Below are 20,624 nucleotides of genomic sequence, written 5' to 3' on the forward strand. Positions count from 1 at the left end.
AAAAATGAATAGGTCACGCAATAAAACTCATAATTTCTTTCGAACATCTGAATTATTCCTTGTATTTTTGCATCCGGATTGAGACAGAAACGAATATAGAATGAAGAGGAAACTCATATACTTGCTCTTGGCGTTGCTTATAGTCGGGTTTGCCCGCGCAGCCAGCTTCAAGTCGGACAGCATACGGTTCAGCTTGCTTACCTGTGCGCCGGGAAGCGAAATTTATGCGCACTTCGGGCATACGGCTATCCGGTACGAGAACTACACGAGGAAGATTGACCTGGTATTCAATTACGGGATGTTCAATTTCCGTGAGCCGCATTTCGTGTGGCGTTTCGTGAAAGGAGAGACCGATTATCAGCTAGGTATTACACCTTATATATATTTTAGGGCTGAATATGCCATGCGTGGCTCTTCGGTGTATCAGCAAGTGCTGAACCTGACACAGGAGGAAAAGTTGAGGCTTCTGGGATTGCTCGAAGAGAATTACCGTCCTGAGAATCGGGTGTACCGGTATAATTATTTTTATGATAACTGTACCACCCGTGCCCGCGACCAGATAGAGAAAGCTATCGAAGGAAAAGTGGTGTATGCCGATTCCATCGTCGGAAAGACATTCCGTAGCATCATTCACGAGTTTACCTCCGAAGCTCTGTGGGACGAATTCGGTATCGACCTTTGCTTGGGTGTGGAGGCGGACCGGGAGATAGGAAAACGCCTGCAGATGTTTGCTCCTTTCTATATGTTGCATTATGCGGATAGTGCTTATATTGTGTCGTCCGCCGGAGTGAAGCGTCCGTTGGTGTCCGAAAAGACAACTATCGTCAATGTCGATCCTGAACCAGTGGAACCAGGTTTTCCTTTATCTCCGGTGGCGTGTGGTATCTTGTTCCTCATTGTTTGCATCGTGATGGGATGGGTACAATGGAAGCATCGGTGTGTGTGGTGGGGATGGGACGTAGTGTTGCTCTTGCTGCAGGGGCTGGCAGGGTGTATCGTCGCTTTCCTGTTTTTCTTCTCTACCCACCCCACGGTAGGCTCGAACTGGTTGCTCTGGTTGTTCAATCCGGTGCCGTTGTTCTACCTTCCATTCCTCGTTTTTCATGAGAAAAAAGGGCTGAAAGACCCTTATCATGTCATAAATATCGTGTATTTAACATTATTTATGGTGATTATCCCGATTTGTGGGCAAGAATTTAATTTAACAGTATTACCTTTGGCACTCGGTTTGCTGGTGAACTCCGTGAGCCGTATATTAGTTTGGAACAAAAAGTAATGAAAGAACGCATACTGACATCTTTAATCACCGTGATTGTACTGACCGGGCTGCAGGCACAGACCGCGTCACCCGTACCCCGTCTGGTAGTTGGCCTTACCATCGACCAGCTCCGTTCGGATTACATCGAGGCATTCTCTGCCTTGTATGGCGAGAAAGGCTTCAAACGGCTGATGAAAGAAGGGCGGGTGTATTGTAATGCGGAATACGACTTTATCAATATCGACCGCTCGTCGGCAGTGGCATCGGTTTACACGGGCACTACACCTTATTATAATGGCATTGTGGGCAACCGCTGGATGGACCGTAATACACTCCGGATGGTAAAGTGTGTAGACGATCCTGCCTATATGGGCATTTATACCTCCGAAAGCACTTCGCCCCAGCACTTGTTGGTATCTACCTTGTCGGATGAGCTGATGGTGGCATCGAACGGGGCTGCCGAAGTATATTCTATTGCTCCTACACGCGAAATGGCGATTCTTTCCGCCGGACATGCAGCAAAGTGTGCGCTTTGGCTGAATGATGAAACAGGTAAGTGGTGTGGTTCTACTTACTATGGTACGTTTCCCGACTGGGTGACTACCTATAATGACCAGGAAGGGCTTGATTTCCGTATCGGTAGTTTGACATGGGGACCTTATTTGCCAGTCACTTCGTACCGTTATGTGACATCTACCGCCAAGCAACTGACTTTCAAACACGATTTTTCGGATGAGCGGTCGGAAAAATACAGGAAGTTCAAGACCAGTCCGTATGTGAATGATGAGGTGAACCGTTTGGTAGATGCATGTCTGCTTCATACTCAGGTGGGAAAAGACAATATTCCCGACCTGCTCACCCTTTCGTATTATGCGGGCAACTATGCGCACAAGCCGAATACGGAATATGCAATGGAAATTCAGGATATGTATGTGCGCCTGGATCATTCCATCGGCGAATTGCTGGAACTGATAGACCGCAGGGTAGGGCTTGCCAATACGCTGTTCTTCATAACTTCGACGGGGTATGCGGATTCGGAACCTAAAGACCCTGAGCAATATCGTATCCCCAGCGGTGAATTTCACATCGAGCGTTGTGCCGCTTTGCTGAACATGTATTTGATGGCGATATACGGTCCCGGGCAATACGTGGAGACGTATTACGACCGTCAAATCTACTTGAACCATAAACTGATAGAAGACCGCAAGCTGAACCTGACGGAGATACTGAACTGTGCTTCTGATTTTATTGTGCAGATGAGTGGCGTGCGTACGGCATATTCTTCACAACGCCTGTTGTTGGGAGCATGGACTCCGCGTATCGATAAAATCCGCAATACATTCAATCCGAATTGTTCGGGAGATATTTACGTGGAGGTGATGCCCGGCTGGTCGGTTATCGATGAGGTTTCACATTCTACTCATGTAGTGCGGGATACGTATGCATCGGTTCCGCTTATTTTCATTGGTAACAACATCAAGCCGGAAATTCTGTATACTCCGGTAAAAGTAGCTACAATAGCTCCTACGGTAGCTCACTTCATGCGCATTCGGGCGCCTAATGCTGCGATGTCAGCCCCTCTTACAGGCATTCGCAAGTAATTTTGTATCAAGAAGCTTTTCGGATACATGGCGAATTGCTTATCTTTGCAACCGAATTAACAAAATCATTTTTAATAGAAATAATAAAAACAACAACATAAAATGGGATTTAATGAATTTATAAGTAAGATTTTCGGAAACAAGGCTACTCGTGACATGAAAGAGATTCAGCCGTGGGTAAACAAGGTAAAGGAAGTATATCCGGAAATCCAGAAGTTGACGAACGATGAGTTGCGTGCCAAGACAGAAGAATTGAAAAAGTATATCAAGGATTCTGCAATTGCAGAGACTCAGAAGATTGCAGACTTGAAAGCAACTATCGAAGCAACAGACATCGAAAAACGTGAGCCGATTTTCAATCAGATAGACAAGCTGGAGAAAGACGTGCTCGACAAATACGAAAAGGCATTGAATGATGTGTTGCCTACAGCTTTTGCGATTGTAAAAGATACGGCACGTCGTTTCGCCGAGAATGAAGAAATCGAGGTCACAGCTACCGAAATGGACCGCAATCTGGCTGCACAAGGACGTGATTTCGTACGGATAGAAGGTGAAAAGGCTGTCTGGAAGAATCATTGGATAGCTGGTGGTAATGAGATTACCTGGAATATGGTGCATTATGATGTACAGCTTTTCGGTGGTGTGGTATTGCATCAAGGCAAGATTGCCGAAATGGCAACAGGTGAAGGTAAGACTCTGGTGGCTACGCTTCCGGTATTCCTCAATGCTTTGACCGGAAACGGTGTGCATGTCGTAACCGTAAATGATTACTTGGCTAAGCGTGACTCGGAATGGATGGGGCCGCTTTATATGTTCCATGGTTTGAGCGTGGATTGCATTGACAAGCATCAGCCCAACTCGGAAGCCCGCCGCCGTGCTTATATGGCAGACATTACATTTGGTACCAATAACGAATTCGGCTTCGATTATTTGCGTGACAATATGGCAGTAAGCCCCAAAGACTTGGTACAGCGTCAGCATAATTATGCCATTGTCGATGAGGTCGACTCGGTCTTGATTGACGATGCACGTACGCCGCTGATTATTTCCGGTCCGGTGCCCAAAGGTGACGAGCAATTGTTCGAAGTGCTTCGCCCGTTGGTGGAAAGACTGGTAGAAGCACAGCGTAAACTGGCTACTCAGTATCTGGCAGATGCCAAGCGTCTGATAGCTTCGGACAAGAAAGAAGATCAGGAAGCCGGTTTCCTTGCCTTGTTCCGTAGCCATAAGGCGTTGCCGAAGAACAAGCCACTTATTAAGTTCTTGAGCGAACCGGGTATCAAGGCAGGCATGCTGAAGACCGAAGAAATCTATATGGAGCAGAACAACAAGCGTATGCCCGAGGCGGTAGAACCTTTGTATTTCGTAATTGACGAAAAACTGAAGAGCGTAGACTTGACCGATAAGGGTATCGACTTGATTACCGGAAAATCTCAAGATCCTACATTGTTTGTGTTGCCCGATATTGCAGCCCAACTTTCGGAACTGGAAAATGCTCCCGGATTGAGCGATGAAGAAAAGCTTGCCAAAAAAGATGAATTCATGACGAACTATGCCATCAAGGCAGAACGTGTACATACCATCAACCAGTTGCTGAAGGCATACACGATGTTCGAAAAAGATACCGATTACGTAGTCATGGACGGTCAGGTGAAGATTGTTGACGAACAGACCGGCCGTATTATGGAAGGACGTCGCTGGAGCGATGGCTTGCATCAGGCTGTAGAAGCCAAAGAAGGAGTGAAGGTGGAAGCTGCTACCCAGACTTTTGCAACGATTACACTCCAGAATTATTTCCGTATGTATCACAAGCTGGCAGGTATGACCGGTACAGCAGAAACCGAAGCGGGTGAATTCTGGGACATCTACAAACTGGATGTGGTAGTAATCCCGACCAACCGTCCGATTGCCCGTATTGATATGAATGACCGGGTGTATAAGACCAAGCGTGAAAAGTACAAGGCTGTTATCGAAGAAATCGAGAAGATGGTGCAGGCAGGCCGTCCGGTATTGGTAGGTACTACTTCGGTCGAAATCTCGGAAATGCTGAGCAAGATGCTTACCCTTCGTAAGATTCCTCACAACGTATTGAATGCGAAATTGCATCAGAAGGAAGCGGAAATTGTTGCAAAGGCAGGACAGAGCAGTACGGTGACCATTGCCACCAATATGGCAGGACGTGGTACCGATATCAAGCTGAGTCCGGAAGTGAAGGCGGCAGGCGGTTTGGCTATCATTGGTACAGAACGTCATGAATCACGTCGTGTAGACCGTCAGTTGCGTGGTCGTGCCGGACGTCAGGGAGACCCGGGTTCTTCTGTATTCTTCGTATCGTTGGAAGACAACCTGATGCGTCTGTTTGCTTCCGACCGTCTGGCTCATTGGATGGATAAGATGGGCTTTAAAGAAGGCGAGATGATAGAGCATAGCATGATATCGAAATCTATCGAACGTGCCCAGAAGAAGGTAGAAGAGAATAACTTCGGTATCCGTAAGCGTTTGTTGGAATACGATGATGTGATGAACAAGCAGCGTACCGTGGTTTATACGAAACGCCGTCACGCTTTGATGGGCGAACGTATCGGTATGGATATCGCAGATATGATTTGGGATCGTTGCTACAATGCAGTAGCTCAGCCGGCCTACGAAGATGCCAAGATGGAAATTCTTCAGACACTGGCAATGGAAACTCCGTTTACCAGCGATGATTTCCGCAACAAGAGCAAAGACGAACTTGCCGAACAGACTTTCCAAAGTGCGATGGACCTGTTCCGGCGCAAGACCGAACGTATGGCACAGATTGCCAATCCGGTAATCAAACAAGTGTATGAGAACCAGGGACAGGTTTATCAGAACATTTTGATTCCGATAACCGACGGTAAGCGTATGTATAACATTTCGGTGAATCTGAAAGAAGCTTACGAAACCGAAGGAAAGGCTATTGTCAAAGCTTTCGAAAAAGCGATATTATTACACGTGATTGATGATGCCTGGAAAGAGAATCTCCGTGAACTGGACGAATTGAAACATTCGGTACAGAATGCAAGCTATGAGCAAAAAGATCCGTTGTTGATTTTCAAACTCGAATCAGTCAATTTGTTTGATGCTATGGTGAACAAAATCAATAACAATACCATATCTGTATTGATGCGCGGACAGATTCCAGTACAAGAACCTCAGCAAGTGCGTCAGGCTGCTCCCGAACCTCAGCAACCCCGTCAGCAATACCGTGAGGAAAAGCAGGACTTGAATGATCCCGACCAACAGGAAGCTGCTGGAAAAGATACACGTGATGCTAAAAAAGAACCTTATCGTGCCGAAAAGACGGTAGGACGCAATGACCCTTGCCCTTGTGGAAGTGGTTTGAAATATAAGAACTGCCACGGACGGAACTTGTAAGTATTTCTATTGACATAATAACTTAAACATGCATTGCCGTAAAGATACGAAAGAGGATTGTTCCTCTTCGCATCTTTGCGGCAATGTTTTTTTAAAGGTCTGGCGGTTGTGTGTAGGTTTGTTGGGAAAATAGACACCTGTGGACCACTTGTACGGGTACTTGTGTGGTTTTGTGTTCAAAAATCCCTTTTTTCTTGTTGGGGCGAATGATAATTTTCTTTAAGTTTGCACATCATTATCATTTGATACCGTGAAGACATGAAAAGGATAGTATTGTTACTTGTGGGTTGGCTGGGAATATGCACTGCAGTTTTAGGGGGAGTTGATGTACGTTCGGAGCGATTGACCGTTGCTGAAGGTCTGGCGAATAATTCAGTACGTTGTATTTATCAGGATGGGAAAGGATTTATCTGGTTTGGTACGCTTGACGGACTTAACCGGTATGACGGTTTGTCTTTTCTGACATTCTTGCCTGAAAAGGAGATGAAGATTTCGCTTGCCGACCATCGTGTATACCGTTTGGCTGAAGATAAAAACGGCTTCTTATGGATACGTCATACCAACTCGTTATATAGTTGTTACGATTTGCGCAAAGGACAGGTAGTTGATTTTACCGGGTGTGGAGAATATTTGGATTCATACAGTTCTATTTATATTCCAGAGAAAGCAGACGAAGATGTTTGGCTATGGGGCACTCAGGACGGATGCCGTAGGGTTGTCTGTAAAGGAGGGTCATTGACTTCAGAATCTTTTAAGAAAGGTAAAGGTTTGGCATCGGATGATGTGAATCAGATTTACCCGGATGGAAAGGGAGGTGTATGGATTGCTACTGCTCACGGTTTATACCATTGGCTGGACGGAAAATTACTGACTATCGATTCTCGTTTGAATATCCGGTATATTTACCGGTATGAGGGAAAGGCATACTTTTTTGCTTCCGATGGTTCTATGTATGGGACAGATGCGGCAGGACAGATAAAACAGCTGGATCAGCTTGCCGCACATAAGTCTCTTCGTTTCAATGGTCAGGTATATTACCGAGATGAGTGGATGATTTATACATCGGCTGGTAATTTTTGTTTTAATTTCCGTCAAGGATGTTACGTAAAACCCAATCCCATGTTGGATATACGCAATGTGCAGATTCAGCAAGATAACAAGCATGATTTCTGGATTTATAACAATTCCGGGAAATTGCGCTATCTGCAGGTAGAAAGTGGGAAAGTATTGGAATTCCAGCTTATGACGAAAGAGGATTTGGATTACATTGATGAGGAACGTTATTCGATTGTACATGATTCGCGTGGCCTTTTATGGATTGCTACATACGGGAATGGTTTGTATGTATATGATTTGCAGCATGATGAGATGCAACATTTTACAACAGGTGAAAAGGATAACGGAGTCATAAGTTCTGATTATCTGCTATGTCTGATGGAAGACCGGTTGGGTAACATGTGGGTCAGTTCGGAGTTTACCGGGGTGGATAAATTGAACATAGTCAATACAGATGTAGCCAGGGTATATCCCAATGGAGAAGAGAAAATAAACCGTTCCAATGCTGTACGGTTTGTTTCTTGTCTCGATGGTTCCGATATCTATTTGGCAACACGTACAGGAGATGTGGTCGTTTATGATACTTTGCTGGCAGTAAAGAATGTATTGAAAGCCAATACCAATGTATATGCCATAGCCGAAGACAGGGAGGGCACGAAATGGTATGGCACGCGTGGAAAGGGAATCATTGTCGGTGAAGAGCGTTATATGCACCAACGGGACGATTCGACTTCACTCTCTTCCAATCAGATTTATAACTTGATGTGCGACAGTCGTGGAAGGATGTGGGTCGCTACTTTTGGAGGAGGATTGAATCTTGCTGTACGTAAAGAGGGGAAATACCAATTTCGCCGTTTTTTCCAGTCGGAGGCACAAAACCGGGTACGTATTTTGTGTGAAGACCGTGGAGGATGGATATGGATGGGGACAGACAAGGGTATCTATGTATTTCAGCCAGACGAGCTGATACGTAATCCGAATGCTTATTATCATTATGCATTGGAGAATGGCAGTCTGTACAGTAATGAGATACGGAGCATTGTTCTTGATTCGGAAGGATATGTCTGGATAGCTGAGACCGGAGCCGGATTTTCATATTGTGCGCCGGGTCAGGATTATGCCCGTTTGAAATTTGTGCATTGTGGAGTGACCGATGGTCTGGTAAACAATATGGTGCAGGATTTCGTAGAAGACCAGCAAGGCAATATGTGGATTTCTACAGAATACGGCATTTCTTGTTTCGACCGGCAGACGGGGATTTTTGAAAATCATTTCTTTTCTTCGAATGTATTGGGGAATATCTATTGTGAGAATTGCGGTATCCGTTTGCCTGACGGGCGGCTTGCTTTCGGCACGAACTATGGATTGAGTGTCATCAATCCGATATTGGTGTCTGAAGCCGGAAATGAAAGTGTCGTGACATTTACCGATTTGAAACTGAACGGAGTATCCGTACGTCCCGGTGATGATTCCTCTCCGCTGGAATTGGCTTTGCCTTATCTGTCCGAAATCAGGTTGGATTATAATCAGAATTCTTTTGTTGTCAATTTTTCTACCTTGGATTATGTACGGCCGGGCATACAAAAGTTCTGCTATATGTTGGAAGGATATGAAAAGGAATGGAGTATTCCTTCGCCATTAAATTTCGCAGCATATAAAAACCTTCGTCCCGGAACATATCGTTTGCATGTCAAGGCGAGCAATTCGCTGGGAGTGTGGAATGAAAAAGAATCGGTATTGAAGATTGTTGTAGTTCCTCCGTTTTGGCGTACAATATGGGCATACCTGATTTATATCCTTCTGTTGGGAGGGGCGTTGTATTTGACATATCGCATTTTGGCAAGGATGAATGCCTTGCGTAATCAGATTAAGGTGGAAGAGCAGCTGACAGAATACAAGCTGGTGTTCTTTACCAATATATCGCACGAGTTTCGTACACCGCTTACACTGATACAAAATGCGTTGGAGAAAATACATCTGTCTGGCAAGCTTCCCAAGGAGATAGCTTCTTCGGTACGGGTTATGGACAAGAGTACGATGCGTCTGTTACGGCTTATCAACCAACTCTTGGAGTTCCGGCGGATGCAGAACAACAAGCTCACTCTTTCATTGGAAAAAATAGATGTCATGGATTTCTTGCACGACTTGACTTTGAATTTTAAGGAAATGGCAGAATCCAAACGCATGAAATTCTGTTTCGAACCTTCGACGGACCATTATAATATGTATGTCGACAAGGAGAAGCTGGACAAAGTAGTTTATAATCTGTTGTCTAATGCCTTCAAATATACTCCTTCCGGTGGGACAATTATCCTGACGGCAAAGGTAGATGAGGCTGGCAACCGATTTATAGTCCAGGTGTCAGATACCGGAGTGGGTATACCGAAAGAAAAGCGTGAAGAACTGTTCAAACGTTTTGCCAAGAATCGTATCTCTGGAAGCAGTATGGGAATCGGTCTGCATCTGACTCATGAATTGGTCGTTGTTCACAAAGGGACAATCACTTATCGGGAGAATGCAGGGGGAAAGGGTTCGGTTTTCATCGTTTCTTTGCCATCGGATGCATCGGCATACGATGAAAAAGATTTCTTGATTCCTGATAACGTGATTTTGCGGGAAGAAGAAAAGACGGAGAAACAGCAGACGGAATTATTCTTGGAAAATGTTTCCGATGCATCACAAGAAGACTGCGAGGAAAAGGATGTCGAGATACCTGTTCCGCTGAATAAGCGTAAAGTACTGATTATCGAAGACGATACCGATGTGCGTGAATATTTGAAACGGGAGTTGAGTACTTATTTTGAAGTGGATGCTGAAGAAGATGGCATATCGGGGCTGAAGAAAGCTTTAGAATATGATGCAGACCTGATTATCAGTGATGTGATGATGCCTGGCTATTCTGGTTTCGAAGTGACAAGACGGTTGAAAGACAATTTCGAAACCAGTCATATACCCGTTATCTTGCTGACAGCATTAGGTACCGATGATAAGCATGTAGAAGGTATCGATTGCGGGGCAGATGCTTATATTACAAAACCATTTAGTCTGAAACTGCTGTTGGTAAGAGCCTTCCGTCTTATCGAACAGCGCGACAAGTTGCGCAAAAAGTTCTCGAACGACCCGACGATGCTTGGTTCGGCACTTTGCCGTACCGATAAAGACAAATTGTTTACCGAGCGTCTGACATTGATTGTAGAAAAACACATGGAGAACCCTCAACTGTCGGTAGACGACCTGGCGACAATGATGGGGGTAGGACGGTCGGTTTTCTACCGGAAAGTACGTGGCATAACCGGCTATTCGCCTAATGAATACTTGCGTGTCATGCGTATGAAGAAAGCGGCCGATTTGCTGGCACAGTCCGATGAGTTTACCATTGCCGAAGTGGCTCGTCAGGTAGGCATAAACGACCCGTTCTATTTCAGTAAATGCTTTAAGACCCAATTTGGTGTCACTCCTTCTGCTTATCAGAAGAGTGGGGGAGTGCTTCCGGGTAATGGTGATGCTGACAGAGAAGAAAATGCCTCCAAATAGGTTCATCAAATGTTGTTTTATAGTCAAAAGTAAGTGAAATGCGAATAATTCGTTTAAAAGTTGTATCTTTACGGCATGGAAATGCAGTTGTCGACATCAGAAATAGAAAATTTACGTAAACTTCAACGGAATCTAGCCGGAAGTTCCGACTATGCCCGTGTGACTTGCATTCTGATGTTGGGCATGGGCAATTCTCCTTCCTTCGTGGCTTCATGCCTTGGAATAGACGTTTCCACCGTATACCGTTACCGTTCCGCTTATTTGCACGGCGGTGCCGATGAACTTCTGGAAAACCGCCACAAAGGTTATTGGGGGCTTCTTGACAGCAGACAGTTGTCCGCCTTGCGCAAGGAACTTCGTGAGCATATCTATACGGATGCCAAGAGTGTGGCAGAGTGGATAAAGTCCACATTCGGCGTGGAGTACACGCCCCAGGGGGTTGTAGACCTGCTGAACCGCATTGGTTTCACCTATAAGAAGACATCGGAAGTCCCTTGCGAGGCTGATGCCTCCAAGCAGGCAGCCTTTGTCGGAGAACTTTCCGAAATCCTTTCCGGTATGCCGGAAGATGCCGTGGTTTATTATGCCGACGGTGTTCATCCGACCCACAACAGCCGTTCCACTTATGCGTGGATAGAGAAAGGCGAAAAGTTGGAACAACCGACCGTCAGCGGTCGTGACAGGGTGAACATCAACGGGTTGCTTAACGCGCATGACGTGACGGACGTGATAGCCCATGATTGCGAAAGCGTCAATGCCGAATCCACAAAAGAAGTTTATCAGGCGGCCTTGGACAGGCATCCGGAGGCCCCGTTCATCTATATCATTTCCGACAATGCCCGTTATTATCACAACAAAAAGCTCAAGGAATGGGTGGACGGGACAAAAATCAGGCAGATATTCCTGCCGCCCTACTCGCCGAACCTCAATCTGATTGAGAGGCTTTGGAAATTCCTCCGCAAGAAGGTCATCAATACCGGTTTCTACAGGACAAAAGAGAAATTCAGGCAGGCCGTTAAGGATTTCTTCGACAATATCGGAAACTATAAAGAAGAGTTGGAGTCACTTCTGACTCTTAAATTCCGTTTGTCTAATTCGCAAACCATTTCTTTTTGACTATAAATTCAATTACATTTGGGCTATCGAATGCTATAATATGGGTGTCGATGAATTTACGGATGCCAATAATACCATGCCGGCGTGGAATCATTATAGTCAGGACTTAAACTCTGCAGAAACGGGCGCTAATCAGCCCATGTGGGATAATATGTATGGTTTGATAGAACCTGCCAATATCTTAATAACCAATATTCCGCAATTTTATAGCCAGTCGAGTGCTACATATAACACTCGTTTGGGTGAAGCCTATTTCTTGAGAGGATATGCCTATTTTGAACTGGTAAAACAATTTGGCGGTGTACCTATCAAATTAAATCCTTCTACCTCGGTAGAAACAACATTTACCCGTAATAGCGAAGAAGAGGTTTATGCTCAAATTATATCCGATTTAGAACAAGCCTATAGCTTGTTACCGGAATCTCCTGAAGCAACCGGTCGTATTACGAAGTGGGCTGCTGCGCATTTCTTGGCTAAAGCACATTTGTTCCGTGCTTCGGAGTTATATAGTGACTGGAATGATAGTTATATAGCACAAGATTTGCAGGATGTCATTAAATATGGAACAGAGGTATGCAATGCTCATCCTTTATGTTCTAATTATGTAGATTTGTGGGATTATACAGAACCCAATGGGGCAAACGAAAAAGTAAGCGAAGTAATTTTGGCTGCACAATTTTCAAATGATGAATCTACATGGGGACGATATGGAAATCAGATGCACTTATATTATCCTTCAGTTTATCAGGACATGGCAGGAACAAAACGTGACATTTCAGGTGGACGTGAATTTTCTTACGTGAGTGCAACGGAATACACCATGCAGGTTTTCGACCGTGTGAATGATTCTCGTTTTTGGAAATCGTTTATTACTTGTTATGGCGCGAATGATACTTCCAGTGCTCCTACTTGGAGTAAAGGAGATATTCAATTCGGTTATGCTCCGGAAGGTGCTGTAGAAGGTGGCAAACGTTTTGTGGCAGGTGAAATAGGTATTAAATATATCGTAAATAATCCTGGTGATACCCGTTATACAAAATATGAAGAGTTGAATACAGAAACAGGTCTTACTGCCCCTGTAGAAGCAAAAATATTGAAGAATGGAAAGATTTCTGCTCCTCATACTTTTGTTCGCTATTATGCAGGACAAGCACAAAGCTGGAACTTGGATCCGCAAAATTCAACCGGAAACTATTATAGTATTGTACCTCACAAACGTTCTGTAGCGTTGTCTAAATTTAGAGATGGCTATCGTAACTCTGTTGCTTCTCAATTTGGAACACGTGATGCGATTATTGCTCGTTCTGCAGAAGATGTGTTGATGGTAGCTGAAGCGTATATTCGTCAAGGCGAGTCACAATATGCCAATGCTATTGAATGGATTAATAAGTTGCGCGACCGTGCTGCTTATCAAGCAGGTGAAGATAGAAGTGTGAATGTGGATGGTGGTCAGGCGTACAAAAATAATCCTTATTGCAGTGGAAAAGGTGGTGGATATTCTCCTGATGGTGCAATTTATAGTGAAGAAAATACGTATTACGAATCGAATAACTTGGAAGGTCAGGAAAATGTGTACAATGCACAGTCTTCTTTGGATAATATGCACCTGAACAGTGTCAGCGATATCTATAATTCGGAAGTAGACCAGCCGATTTACGATGCGTTGGGTTGCAGCAGCAATGCAGACAAGATGATGTGTTTCTTGCTGAACGAACGTACCCGCGAGCTTTGTGGTGAATTGTATCGTTGGGAAGACCTTGCCCGTACCATGACTTTGGATGCCCGTTGGCATGCATTTAATGACGGTGTAAGCCGTGGCATCGGTGAATTTGATCCGGCGAAACATTATTATCGTCCGATTCCACAATCGTTCTTGGACGGTATCACCAACGAAAATGGTGGTGCATTAAGCAATGAAGAAAAACAAGCTATGCAGAATCCGGGATATTAATTCCTGAATTAGATAATAAACTAACCTGAAAGAGGCGGGGACAGCAAAAGCGGTCTCCGCCTCTTTTGTGGTAGTACGCTCGGCATGAGCATTGTCTAACGGGTGTAAGTCCCGAGTGAGCCCTAATAGCGGGAATCACATAGCCCAAGGCAAGGGTGTCCATCGCGAGGTGGAATCTGAAGGAAGCCGGCGGCAAACATCTGGTCTAACGAACAGAAACTTCATACAAGGCATTTGACCGTGGGTAAGGTTTCTACACAAACCAAAGCCCGATAGCTATTCGGAACGGTCGGTGTAAATGAAGTAGGCATAAGATGGAAAGACAATGCCCTTATCCGAGGAGGTCTCACGGACGCATGGCGAAGACGTACCCATTCGATGTGCCCTGACGGAGTAAAGCTTGCCGTGAGAAGTCAGCAGAGGTTATAGTACCTAAGACACGTGTGTCTATGGGGAAGGACCGAATCGCGCAGTGCAATAGTAAATGACTGCTACCCTTGAGACTCTTTTGTAGTCAGATGTCCGAAAGGAGCTTCCCTACTCACCACGATAGGACGGAATCCGACAATAGAGTAGGAGTGACGCTAGTCCGAGGGATGGCTGAAAACAACTTGCCACACATCGTGAGATGAGAAAGCGCGAAACCGCCGTATGCGGAACCGCTTGTACGGTGGTGTGGGAGGTCGGTAAATGTGAAAGTAGGAGGCAAATGCCTTTCTATGATTAGCATTTACCTCCTACCCGATCGCTCGGCATGAGCATTGTCTAACGGGTGTAAGTCCCGAGTGAGCCCTAATAGCGGGAATCACATAGCCCAAGGCAAGGGTGTCCATCGCGAGGTGGAATCTGAAGGAAGCCGGCGGCAAACATCTGGTCTAACGAACAGAAACTTCATACAAGGCATTTGACCGTGGGTAAGGTTTCTACACAAACCAAAGCCCGATAGCTATTCGGAACGGTCGGTGTAAATGAAGTAGGCATAAGATGGAAAGACAATGCCCTTATCCGAGGAGGTCTCACGGACGCATGGCGAAGACGTACCCATTCGATGTGCCCTGACGGAGTAAAGCTTGCCGTGAGAAGTCAGCAGAGGTTATAGTACCTAAGACACGTGTGTCTATGGGGAAGGACCGAATCGCGCAGTGCAATAGTAAATGACTGCTACCCTTGAGACTCTTTTGTAGTCAGATGTCCGAAAGGAGCTTCCCTACTCACCACGATAGGACGGAATCCGACAATAGAGTAGGAGTGACGCTAGTCCGAGGGATGGCTGAAAACAACTTGCCACACATCGTGAGATGAGAAAGCGCGAAACCGCCGTATGCGGAACCGCTTGTACGGTGGTGTGGGAGGTCGGTAAATGTGAAAGTAGGAGGCAAATGCCTTTCTATGATTAGCATTTACCTCCTACCCGATTAAAAATCTATTCTTTTGTATAAATTTCTATGTCTTTCCATTTGTTTTATGCTTACTTTCGCCCATCATTTGGAACCAATTTTTTAACTCATTCAATAAAATCATGAAAACACAACTTTTCTTTTCTGCATTGCTTGTCGGGCTGGTCGTTACGGGTACAGCCTTTGCGCAAGATCCAAGAGAACGGAATTATTATTATGAAATTTTGAAACCCCAACATGAACCGAAGCCTTTGGTGGAAGGATTTGCCCAATCGAAAGTGAAGGAATGCCTGAACCGGGGATTGTCTGTAGCTCCGGCTGCAGACGGAAAAGGCATTTATCTGAGCTGGAGAATGCTTGAGACGGATAATGCGCAGGCTCGTTTTGATGTGTACCGTTCGGCTGACGGAAAAACCAAGAAGCTGAACCGGAAACCGATAGATGCTACTTGTGACTTTACCGACCGCTCTCCGGTGAAGGGAGAAGCGGTCTATTGGGTGACGTGTACTGCTGACGGCAAGGAGTCGGAAAAGGTGAAGGCGGATTTCAGTACCCTGCGCAATTACCGGTCGATTCGCTTGAACAGGCAGGTCAAAGCCGGTAAGGTAGGAGTTGCCGATTTGAACGGGGACGGTACATACGATTACATCATCCGCACACCGGAAACGAATGTCGACCCGGGTATGCCGGGTGACTTGACGGGGAAGACTTATCAGATAGAAGCCTATTTAAGTGACGGCACTTTTTTATGGTCGAAAGATTTAGGGCAAGGCATTGAACCGGGAATCTGGTATTCGCCTTACGTAGTCTATGACTTTAACGGAGACGGGAAAGCCGAAGTGGCATTGAAAACGGCTCCGGACAATGTGCAGAGAGATGAGAAAGGAAGAGTGGATTCGGGGGATGAATATTTGACGGTATTAGACGGCATGACGGGAGAGGAAATCGCTCATGTAGACTGGCCCAAACGGAATGACCGTTATGGCAATCTGGTGCGCAGGAACCGGAATCAGATCGGCATGGCTTTCCTGGACGGGAAGACTCCCTGTATCTTGGCATGCAGGGGAACGTATAAACTGATGACGGTAGAGGCGTGGCAACTTAACAAGGACAAGTTGGACCCGGTATGGAAATGGGACGGTGACGAGGAGAATCCGGTGGTCAGAAGCATGGGTTCGCACAATATGGTATGCGGTGATGTGGATGAAGACGGAAGGGAAGAAATCTTGTTGGGCTCGTGTATGCTGGACGATAACGGTACGCTGCTCTGGTCTGCCGGACTGGGACATCCCGATAAGGTTTATCTGACAGACATTCATCCGGAACGTCCGGGAATGGAAGTGTTCTTATGTCTGGAGCCTTGGCATGATAACGGAAGAGGTGTATGCATGGTAGACGCACGCAGCGGCGAGCCGGTGTGGAACATCGGGTATAAGACGTTTCATGTAGGCGACGGAATGGTGGCAGACATTGATGCATCGCATAAAGGACTGGAATGTTTCGCCAAAGAAGACCGGAAAGGCGGAAGTACCGACCAGTATCTGTTGGCTGCCGACGGGACGTATTTGAGCCGGAACAAGGATGTGCCTTCTTGCCGGAACTGGGCTTGGTGGGATGCCGATTTGCTCAGGGAAACTTTTGCAGGCGATGACAACCGTTGGGGAGCCAGCTCTTCTTCGAACGGAAAGGCGCTGAGCATTGTGAAGTGGAAAGGTGCGGAGCTTACCCACGGCATTGAGGGGGATATCCTGATGATTGCTGACTTGTATGGCGACTGGCGGGAAGAGATTGTAACGGCGCTGGATGGTGAAATCCGGATTTATACGACGAATATCCCGGCACGTGACCGGCGTGTGACATTGATGCAGGATCCTGTTTACAGAAGCTATATCGCACACCGTTCCATGGGGTATCCCCAGTCGCCTGTCCCTTCTTATTATTTAGGAGAATAATCATTAATCAGGTAGGAAATGAAACGTATCATATTGATTGGTATGGCTATATGCGCTGTTTGGGGATTAAAGGCTCAGAGCGCAGGAAGTATATCGGGACTTGATAAAGCCCATTTTGGTAAGTATTGGAAAGTGGAATCGGAGTCACCGGATTATGAAGTGTCGTTTTCGGGAGATACGTGTGAAATCCTTTCGCCTAAAGGATTGACCTTGTGGCGGAAAGAGAAGATGTGTGGAAATGTCGTAATCGAATACGACGCTTGTGTGGTGGACGAAGGGAAGCCGGGTGACCGTCTGAGTGACCTGAACTGTTTCTGGATGGCCTCCGATCCGCAAGCGAAGAACATCTGGCAATGTATGGACTGGCGCAAAGGGGAGTTCCTGAAGTGCTACTCGCTGCAGCTTTATTATTTGGGCTACGGAGGAAATTACAATTCTACGACCCGTTTCCGCAGGTATGACGGCAATCAGGCTGGGGTAACTGATGCGGCACAACGTCCGGGCATCTTGAAGGAGTATACCGATAAAGAGCATTTGCTTGTTCCTAACAAGTGGTATCACGTTAAGTTGGTGAATAAAGGCGACCGGGTACAATATTACATAGATGGTAAAAGGCTGGTGGATTATTGCGACCCCAATCCCTTGCGGGAAGGTTGGTTCGGCTTTCGCACCACCTTGTCGCGTACGCGGATTGCTAATTTCCGGTATATTTGTCGGGAGGATAAGGATACGGCGTGTTTGCATTGGGTAGGAGAAGTGCCTTCACAGGCTTGCGGGGTAAGTTTCGGTGTGCCTTTCCGTAAAGGGGAAGTACAGCCGGATATGCCTTTGCTTTTGCAGGATGCGGATGGGAAAGTGATTGCTTCTGATAGCTGGACTGCTGCTTATTGGCCTGACGGGTCGGTGAAGTGGGCAGGTATGGCGGCGGTAGTTCCCGGAGGTACAACATCTTTACAGGTCGTTCCGAAACGGAAGAGCCCCGAAAGTCCGGAGCTTTCCGCTTTGACTGTAGAGGAGACGCCGTCGGGTTGGAAAGTCTCTACGGGAGTGATAACAGCCTATGTTCCTCGTTCGGGCAGTTGCGTCATAGACAGTTTGCTATATGGTAAGACGAAAGTAGGAGGGGCTGCCGACTTAATCGCTTCTGTTCAGGACAAACCGTCGGGTGAAGGGTTGTCTGAATCGCATGTCACGCATTTTTCCAGCCGGTTGCAACGTGTGTCTGTAGAACGGGCAGGAAAGGTCCGTGCAACCTTGAAGTTGGAAGGGGTTCATCAGTCTGCCGGGCGTGAATGGCTTCCGTTTGTATTGCGCTTGTATTTTTATGCCGGAAGCGAGCAGGTCCGGATGGTACATTCGTTTGTGTTCGACGGAGAACAAGATAAGGATTTTATCCGTACGATAGGCGTACGCTTCCGTGTGCCAATGCGTGAGGCATTGTATAACCGGCACGTTGCCTTCGCTTGCGCGGAAGGAGGAGTATGGAGTGAACCGGTACAGCCTTTGGTGGGACGGCGTGTCTTGACATTAGGTGATGACAAAACGCTCCAGCAACAGCAAATGGAAGGAAAACGGATTCCTGAATACGAGCAATTCGATGAGAAAAACCGTGACTTGCTCGACCACTGGGCTGCATGGGATAATTTCCGCCTTTCTCAATTGACGGACAATGCGTTTTCTATCCGGAAACGGGCAGAGGCAGACCGTCCTTGGATTGGAACGTTTACCGGAACCCGTTCCGACGGATTTGTCTTTGCAGGTGATGTGAGTGGAGGTATCGGTGTCGGATTGCAGGATTTTTGGCAAGCATATCCGGCTTCGTTGGAGGTGCGGCAAGCCCGTTCGGATGAGGCTTCGCTAATTGTTTGGTTATGGAGTCCGGAAGCGGAAGCGATGGACTTGCGCCATTATGATAGCGTCGCTCATGATTTGAATGCCAGTTATGAAGATGTGCAGGCAGGAATGAGTACACCTTATGGCATTGCGCGTACGCATACCTTGACCTTGGTTCCGAAAGCGGCTTATCCGGGAAAGAAAGGCATCGCTGATATTGCTTGCCTGTTGGCTAAAGCGTCTCCCTTGCTGTGTACTCCTGAATATTTGCATGCTTGCCGGGCTTTTGGCATTTGGTCGTTGCCCGACCGTAGCAATCCGGCACGCAGCCGGGTAGAAGACCGGTTGGAAGCCTATATAAGTTTTTATCAAAAAGCGATAGAGCAACACAAATGGTATGGCTTTTGGAATTACGGCGACTTTATGCATGCATACGACCCGGTGCGTCATGAATGGCGGTATGATGTAGGAGGGTTTGCATGGGACAATACCGAACTGGCTTCTAATATGTGGCTTTGGTATAATTTCCTCCGTACCGGACGTTATGATATATGGAAGATGGCTGAGGCGATGACCCGCCATACTGCTGAAGTGGATGTGTATCACATCGGACCGAATGCAGGACTGGGAAGCCGTCACAATGTCAGCCACTGGGGATGTGGGGCAAAAGAGGCGCGTATCAGCCAAGCGGCGTGGAACCGTTTCTATTATTACTTGACAACAGACGAACGTAGCGGCGATTTGATGACGGAAGTAAAAGACGCAGACCAGAAACTTTATACGCTCGACCCGATGCGGTTGGCTGAGCCTCGAAGTAAATTCCCTTCTTCCGCTCCGGCACGCCTGCGCATCGGTCCGGACTGGCTGGCATACGCGGGCAATTGGATGACCGAGTGGGAACGTACGCGCGACCGGAAGTATTTGGATAAGATAGTGACGGGTATGAACAGCATTGCTTCGTTGCCCAATGGGTTGTTTACGGGAAACAAGGCGTTGGGATTCTATCCCGATACCGGTGTCATTACTTACGAGGGAGACCCGACGTTGAAGAACACCAACCATTTGATGACGATTATGGGTGGCTTTGAACTGATGAACGAAATGCAAGACATGATTGACGTTCCTGCATTCAATCAGGCTTGGCTGGAACATGCACGCGACTTTAAGTTGTATAATCATTTCCGTGTCAGTCGTTTGCAGGCATACGCGGCTTGGCATCTGTATGACCCCAAGCGGGCGGCTGAGGCTTGGAAAGACTTGTGGGGAAGGCTGGAACATACGCCCGCTCCTCCTATGACGGTAAGGAAAATCTTTCCTCCCGAAGTGCCTGCTCCGTTGGATGAATGCATGCCGATTAGTACCAATGATGCGGCATTGTGGAGCCTGGACGCCATTTATATGCAGGAAGTCATCCCGCAATAGGTATATTTTTCCTGCTTTTCAGGGTTGCATCCGGAAGGATGCAGCCTTTTGCGGTATGTTATGATTTGCTGTGTACGAATTTCTATATATAAATACAAAAATCCA

7 protein-coding genes and 1 pseudogene are annotated in these 20,624 nt (G+C 46.5%); all 8 read left to right on the forward strand.

Features of this window, described 5'->3' with window-relative positions:
- The first annotated feature begins 100 nt into the window (after positions 1 to 100).
- The 8 genes and pseudogenes from B5G04_RS07800 (at position 101) to B5G04_RS07840 (ending at position 20,519) form a co-directional block, all read left to right on the forward strand.
- Positions 101 to 1,276 (forward strand): DUF4105 domain-containing protein, encoded by a 1,176-nt coding sequence (locus tag B5G04_RS07800; RefSeq protein ID WP_087249428.1) that lies wholly within the window; start codon positions 101 to 103, stop codon positions 1,274 to 1,276.
- Positions 1,276 to 2,859 carry an alkaline phosphatase family protein gene (locus B5G04_RS07805; RefSeq protein ID WP_087249430.1) on the forward strand — a complete coding sequence of 528 codons (1,584 nt, stop codon included), beginning with the start codon at positions 1,276 to 1,278 and terminating at the stop codon, positions 2,857 to 2,859. The genes B5G04_RS07800 and B5G04_RS07805 overlap by 1 nt, the downstream gene beginning before the upstream one ends.
- A gap of 102 nt (positions 2,860 to 2,961) precedes the next feature.
- The gene (secA, locus tag B5G04_RS07810; protein ID WP_087396590.1) at positions 2,962 to 6,258 is read left to right on the forward strand and encodes a preprotein translocase subunit SecA; all 3,297 of its coding nucleotides are present in this window, start codon (positions 2,962 to 2,964) and stop codon (positions 6,256 to 6,258) included.
- A gap of 258 nt (positions 6,259 to 6,516) precedes the next feature.
- Positions 6,517 to 10,848, forward strand: coding sequence for a two-component regulator propeller domain-containing protein (locus B5G04_RS07815; RefSeq protein WP_087396593.1), 4,332 nt, complete (start codon positions 6,517 to 6,519; stop codon positions 10,846 to 10,848).
- A 75-nt stretch (positions 10,849 to 10,923) separates the two neighbouring features.
- Positions 10,924 to 11,964, forward strand: a complete 1,041-nt coding sequence (locus tag B5G04_RS07820; RefSeq protein WP_087213269.1) for an IS630 family transposase — start codon at positions 10,924 to 10,926, stop codon at positions 11,962 to 11,964.
- Between the two features lies 1 nt (position 11,965).
- Positions 11,966 to 13,915, forward strand: a pseudogene (locus B5G04_RS07825) (RagB/SusD family nutrient uptake outer membrane protein); the annotation flags it as partial.
- A gap of 1,519 nt (positions 13,916 to 15,434) precedes the next feature.
- Positions 15,435 to 17,264, forward strand: a complete 1,830-nt coding sequence (locus B5G04_RS07835; protein WP_087396594.1) for a silent information regulator protein Sir2 — start codon at positions 15,435 to 15,437, stop codon at positions 17,262 to 17,264.
- Between the two features lie 18 nt (positions 17,265 to 17,282).
- Positions 17,283 to 20,519 (forward strand): DUF6250 domain-containing protein, encoded by a 3,237-nt coding sequence (locus tag B5G04_RS07840; RefSeq protein ID WP_087396597.1) that lies wholly within the window; start codon positions 17,283 to 17,285, stop codon positions 20,517 to 20,519.
- The last annotated feature ends 105 nt before the right edge of the window (positions 20,520 to 20,624 follow it).

Source organism: Bacteroides sp. An51A, from assembly GCF_002161565.1.
Taxonomy (GTDB): domain Bacteria; phylum Bacteroidota; class Bacteroidia; order Bacteroidales; family Bacteroidaceae; genus Phocaeicola; species Phocaeicola intestinalis.